Origin of the sequence: Gilliamella sp. HK2 (genome assembly GCF_001690265.1) — a bacterium.
Lineage (GTDB): Bacteria > Pseudomonadota > Gammaproteobacteria > Enterobacterales > Orbaceae > Gilliamella > Gilliamella apicola_C.
The window spans coordinates 1-6,152 of the sequence record NZ_LZGV01000050.1 but is presented as its reverse complement, the minus strand read 5'-3'; the positions used below and the strand labels follow the sequence as shown (position 1 = coordinate 6,152).

General features: G+C 33.3%; 3 protein-coding genes and 2 pseudogenes. 4 read left to right on the top strand and 1 reads right to left on the bottom strand.

Annotated features, from left to right (window positions below):
• Window positions 1-72 precede the first annotated feature (72 nt).
• From guaA to A9G45_RS14935, 4 genes and pseudogenes are all read left to right on the top strand, one after another.
• Window positions 73-1,656: a glutamine-hydrolyzing GMP synthase gene (gene guaA, locus A9G45_RS04425; protein ID WP_065567569.1), complete on the top strand. Its 1,584-nt coding sequence runs from the start codon at window positions 73-75 to the stop codon at window positions 1,654-1,656.
• A gap of 1,138 nt (window positions 1,657-2,794) precedes the next feature.
• On the top strand, window positions 2,795-3,190 hold the full coding sequence (locus tag A9G45_RS04420; RefSeq protein WP_065567568.1) for a rhodanese-like domain-containing protein: 396 nt from the start codon (window positions 2,795-2,797) through the stop codon (window positions 3,188-3,190).
• Between the two features lie 211 nt (window positions 3,191-3,401).
• Window positions 3,402-3,545: pseudogene (locus A9G45_RS14080) on the top strand (transposase); the annotation flags it as partial.
• An 849-nt stretch (window positions 3,546-4,394) separates the two neighbouring features.
• Window positions 4,395-4,586: pseudogene (locus A9G45_RS14935) on the top strand (integrase core domain-containing protein); the annotation flags it as partial.
• 454 nt (window positions 4,587-5,040) lie between these two features.
• Here A9G45_RS14935 and A9G45_RS04415 read toward each other — a convergent pair.
• Window positions 5,041-6,024: an AEC family transporter gene (locus tag A9G45_RS04415; RefSeq protein WP_065567567.1), complete on the bottom strand. Its 984-nt coding sequence runs from the start codon at window positions 6,022-6,024 to the stop codon at window positions 5,041-5,043.
• Window positions 6,025-6,152 lie beyond the last annotated feature (128 nt).

Sequence of the window (6,152 nt, the reverse complement as noted above, 5' to 3'; positions counted from 1 at the left end):
TCTCAATTTAATTGGTAAATGGTACAATATCAGCCTAATTTTGTATTAGTTCATAGTTTAGGAATAAAATTGATGAAAAAAGACATCCACCAGCAGCGTATTTTAATTCTTGATTTTGGTTCGCAAGTTACCCAATTAATTGCTCGCAGAATTCGTGAAATTGGTGTGTATTGTGAACTTTGGCCATGGGATGTGTCAGAAGAAAAAATTAAAAAATTCAATCCTAAAGGTATCATTTTATCCGGTGGACCAGAAAGCACTACCGAGCAAAATAGCCCACGAGCACCTGAATATGTTTTTAATGCTGGCGTACCTGTACTTGGGATCTGTTATGGTATGCAAACGATGGCAATTCAAGTAGGGCAGGGGGGACAAGTTACCGCTTCTAATCAGCGTGAATTTGGTTATGCAAAAGTTGATCTTGTTGCAAAATCTAAATTAACTGAAGGCATTTTAGATAGTATAAGCGATGCGGGTACTGAGCAACTTGATGTTTGGATGAGTCATGGTGATAAAGTCACATCATTACCCGATACTTTTACCTTAATCGGTCAAACAGAAACTTGCCCATATGCGATTATGGCAAATGATGAAAAACAGTTTTATGGTGTGCAATTCCATCCAGAAGTCACTCATACAGTGAAAGGCTTTGAACTATTGCAACGTTTTGTAATTGATATTTGCCATTGTGAAAAATTATGGACGCCATCTTCAATTATTACCGATGCGGTAGAGCGTATAAAAGAGAAAGTTGGCAAAGATAAAGTACTACTAGGCTTATCTGGCGGTGTTGATTCATCCGTTACTGCGTTATTATTACACCAAGCAATAGGTGATCAGTTAACGTGTGTTTTTGTTGATCATGGTTTATTACGTTTAAATGAAGCACAACAAGTAATGGACATGTTTGGCGATAAATTTGGTTTGAATATTATCGCGGTTAATGCTGAAGATCGTTTTATGACTGCATTAAAAGGCGAAGTCGATCCTGAAGCTAAACGTAAAATTATTGGCCGCGAATTTGTTGCTGTATTTGATGAAGAAGCAGCAAAATTAAAAGATGTAAAATGGCTGGCTCAAGGCACTATCTATCCTGATGTTATTGAATCGGCCGCTGCTGATACTGGTAAAGCCCATGTGATCAAATCACATCATAATGTTGGTGGCTTACCTGAAGATATGAAAATGGGCTTAGTTGAACCCCTACGAGAATTATTTAAAGATGAAGTACGTAAAGTGGGCTTAGAACTGGGCTTGCCTTATGATATGCTTTATCGCCACCCATTCCCAGGCCCAGGTCTTGGCGTTCGCGTGCTTGGTGAAGTTAAAAAAGAGTATTGTGACTTATTACGCAAGGCCGATGCTATCTTTATTGAAGAACTTTACAAAGCCGAGTTATATCATAAAGTAAGTCAAGCATTTACCGTATTTCTACCAGTACGTTCGGTTGGCGTAATGGGTGACGGTCGCAAATACGACTGGGTTGTTTCACTGCGTGCTGTTGAAACTATCGACTTTATGACAGCTCATTGGGCTCATTTACCTTATGACTTCTTAGGGCGCGTATCAAACCGTATTATCAACGAAGTCAACGGCATATCGCGTGTTGTATATGATATAAGTGGAAAGCCTCCTGCGACGATAGAGTGGGAGTAATCGCAATCCGTCTTATAGGATCTCATATAAGCTTTTGTATCACAACTAAGCCTTGAAAAACAAGGCTTTTTAATCTCTATTAGTCTCACCTCGTCTCATTTAAGCTTATCTTTTTTGACGGTAATGTTGATAGTATTAACGTTTTGATATAAAACATCTTATCAAAAGTACCGACAATGCTGATGGTATCGAAGTGTTTTATGTTAACAGAAACAAAGCTAAAATGAATAAAATCCAAAGATAAGTAGTATAAAATTCCAGATCCTGACTTATTTGTATGTTGCAGTATTAAAAAACGGCGACAATAGCATTTCGTTATGATTATCGAATTAACGAAAGAAGAGAAATAATAACGTTTGGAAAACAGGGTGAAATTTTACTATCTGAAGCTATAGATAAATTACTAGAAACTAAAAAATATTGGCTAATAATATTTCTCTACGAGGGAAAAGCAGCTTAGAAAACATTCATTGAATAATGACGTGTTTGGTTATTGACTAGAACGTTGGTTTGCGGATGTTGATTATGCAGATAGAACGCGTGATGTTACTAGCGAGATAATTAATAGAGATGTTGCACAAAAATTCGAAAAGTTATTATTGTCGAAAATAACGCCTGATGTATTACGGTAATATTGTGAGAAGTTAAAAGCAAGAGCACCAGTTACGGCAGTAAGAACGCATGTATTGGTACGTTTTACATAAGTAAAAGCTCAAGGTACTAATTATAAAAAATCCCTCCGAACATGTGAAATAGGCGTTAATAACTACTTTTTCCCCTAGAGATAAAGCTCTGACCAAACAAGAGATAGGTATGTTTTTTATACTCCAAAAGTTAGTCATATGTTATTTCTGTAAAAAATAACATTAAAATTAATAATACTAACAATGGTACAAAAGAACAAAATTGTTGATGAAAAATGAGGTGAAATAGATTGTAAAAATGCAAAATGGACTATATTCTGGAAGCAAGTCAGTAAGGGGATAGTAGCCCTCATATTGTTTATTTATCAAGACAAGAACTAGATTTATTTATGCAAGTACATCTGGGTTTGATGTAAGTTTTAATTATGTAGTAAAAACGAGTTAGTTTATATCTCTAGTAATGTTTTTGAAATTTAATAATTAAAGGAGTGTTTATGAGTATCGAACAAATGGTTCATTATCAATCAAAATTATCTTATGAGTTAGATTCAGCAGATTTGTTTTCTGCAATTAGTAAAAAAGAAAATATTGTAATTATAGATGCAAGATCTCCGCTCTCATATAAAAAAGAGCATATTCCTAATGCTATTAATTTGTGGCATAAAGATATTTCATTTAACACTACTGATAATTTAGAAAAATCTAAAATATATATTTGTTATTGTGATGGGATTGGATGTAACGCTTCTACAAAAGCTTGTTTGAAATTATTAACTTTAGGATTTAATGTCAAAGAATTGATGGGTGGGTTGGATTGGTGGAAAAGAGATGGTTTTGCTACTGAAGGCGATGAACCTCAATCTGGAACGGAAATTAATTGTGGTTGTTAAGTTATAATGGAAAAAAGACCCTATCCTCAATTTTGTGTATTTGCCTATTTTTAACATACTCTAATATATAAAAAATAGGTAAATAAAAAATGGATGAAAAAAATTAAGAGAGTTAACGGTTGAGCCCGCTAAAAACATACAAACTCAGGTAATAGTCATTGTAATGGCTATAGTAAAAAACATCAAACGGATATGTGACGTTGATATCTAGCCTATCTTGAGATCAAAGGTGACCGATGCGGTTAAAAAGAAAGTAATTGATTGGCAAAATAGACCGTTGGGTACGCTTTATCCTATTGTTTACTTAGGCTGTATTGTGGTCAAAGTCAGACAAAATGACAGTATTATCAATAAATAGATTATTCCGTATAAGCAATAGCTCAAATAAATTATATAAAACATAATAAATGCATATATTATTACAGCTAAAGCGTATAATTTTTTATCATCCTGAATTTCCGATAGCGAAATTAGCGCAGCTAATATAAAAGATAAATTAAATGTAATTACCTCCTAAAATAGTACAGCAAAAAGTAGAAAATTCTCTATGATAAAAGTAAAAGGGGATTTTAAGATGAAAAAATGATTGAAAATCAAATCTTATCTATTTTAAAAGAAACTGATGCTGAAAACCGTAAGATTAACAGATATTTGCTGAGCTAAGCTTAAAATCACAGCTCTAGGAAGAAATCATGCCCAAAAAGGAACGTAAAAGATGGGCACAGAACTACAACAAAATCATTCTGTTATTATTACTATGTGTTGTGTTATTGCTAACTTAAACCGTTGTGCTTACTATTACAACTTAAGTTACCGGATGATTCGATGATTATGTCAGTGCTAAGTCCTATCATGGATAAGCATTTAAGCTGGGGCATTCCTAAATGCTTTAATCGAATAAGAAAGCAGGGATATCAATAGAGCCATAAACGTATTTATCGAGTGTATTATTAGTTGAAACTCAATATTTAGGGTTAAACGTAAAAAACGTATATCCCTATGAACACCATAAAAGCTATTGATTCCTAATAAACAAGGGGGGAGTGTTGGTCAATGGATTTTATGAGTGACAGTAGCGGTAATCAACGTCGCTTTAGGACATTCAATGTCATTGATGACCTTAATCGTGTTTACAGGAAAAACTCTATAAACTAGGGTAAATCACATGATATAGCCATTGATTCTATCTAACTCGGTAGTCTTTCAAAATGGCTATATTGAACGATTTAATCGTACCTATCGCACTGAAGTACTCGATTTATCTCTTTTTAACAACTTAACGTAAGCTAGGAGAATAACCGAAGAGGAGTTAACAATTTATAATACCGAAAGGCAGCATGAAACATTAAATAACATGATACCGATTGAATATAAAAAACTAAAACAGGTAGCTTAATTTTCTACATAAAATGATTAAAACAGAACACGATAAGTAATAATAGAATAATGAGGTAAATAGGATATAAAAAAACAAACATTGATGTTAACTGTAAATCTTATGGTTAAAAGGATAAACTACCCCTAGCACAGCGCCCTAAAACACACCAATAAAAAACTTCAATAAAATCAATGGTTTTTCTGACTAATTTTTAACAAATAAACAAAATAGCATAAGCGTGCTTTTCTTATTTGGATATAAAAAAATATTACTAGCAAGGCGCACAAACCAATTTAAGTTCACAATTCACATCTATAATTATAGAATTTAGTGGCAGCATTAACTGTCACTAGAACCACATATTGAACAATCGATTGTTAAGTTACTTTTTGAATATCAAATTAGATTGGGATTTTTATTGCTAATGCTCTCACCCTGTTAAAAGCAATGAGAGCATTATATTCGGCATTTATTAAGCAACGCCAGGAATGGTGAAATCCATAATGAGTAATAACGTTGGTAAAATAAAAATAGATAAAACTGTTGATACAAAGAAAATACTTGACGCTTGTTCTTGCTCGACATTCCAATTATAAGCCAAAATAACAGCCGTTGATGCCGTTGGCATTGCTAATAAAAAGACCAGTTCTTCAGCTTCCATACCGGTAATACCAAATAAATACACAGAAATAAGCGCCACTACAGGTGTAATAAAACTTTTCAATATCACATTGATCATTAATGGTTTAGATAATGTTAATTTAACACCATGAATACCAACACCAACTGCAATAAGCGAAATAAAGTTACAAGCATTAGACATAATATCAAAGGTATTAAACACAAAATGAGGTAACCATTTTGTGCCATCGGTAACACTCACAATTAACCCTAAAATAACTGCTAAAAACATTGGCTTCATCAGTGAGTTTTTGACTGCACTAAATATCATATCACCAGTTACCTTACCACCAGACATTTTGGTATCACATAGCTCTAACAGAAATATTGTCATTGGAATCAATGATAACGCCACAACAAAATTAGCAATCGCAACTGAAATAGTAGAAGCCGCACCTAACATCAACGTTAAGAAAGGTACCCCCATTCCCCCCATGTTCGGAAAGCAGCACAACATAGTATTCATAGCCGTTGACTTTAAATCTTTATGTAATATGTACTTATTGGTTAAAAAACAAATTATCCATAAAAATGACATAGTACAGAAAAACGCAAACATCCAAATACCATTAAATATTTGCGAAGGTTTAGCATGCGAAGTATGCACAAAAAGTAACGCTGGGAAGACAAAGTTTGAGACAAGCCCTGATAATAATTTTTTAGCATCTTTTGTAAAGATCCCTTGTTGTACACATAACCAACCAAGAAAAATTAATAAAAAAACTGGAAGACAAGAACTTACAACTTGCCCAATTGCAGACCAGATTAGATTCATTTTTTAAAACTCCTAAAATAATATTACTTAAAATACAAATTCGGTAATTGGCCGGTAACTTCAGATTAGACATTATATTTATAAAACCGAAGTAAAATAACTGAGTAACAAAATCAAATATTTTTTAT

What these genes read in the sequence shown, in the direction of transcription:
- guaA (WP_065567569.1), top strand. Translation starts at nt 73, where the DNA reads ATGAAAAAAGACATCCACCAGCAGCGTATTTTAATTCTTGATTTTGGT.
- A9G45_RS04420 (WP_065567568.1), top strand. Translation starts at nt 2,795, where the DNA reads ATGAGTATCGAACAAATGGTTCATTATCAATCAAAATTATCTTATGAG.
- A9G45_RS04415 (WP_065567567.1), bottom strand. Translation starts at nt 6,024, where the DNA reads ATGAATCTAATCTGGTCTGCAATTGGGCAAGTTGTAAGTTCTTGTCTT.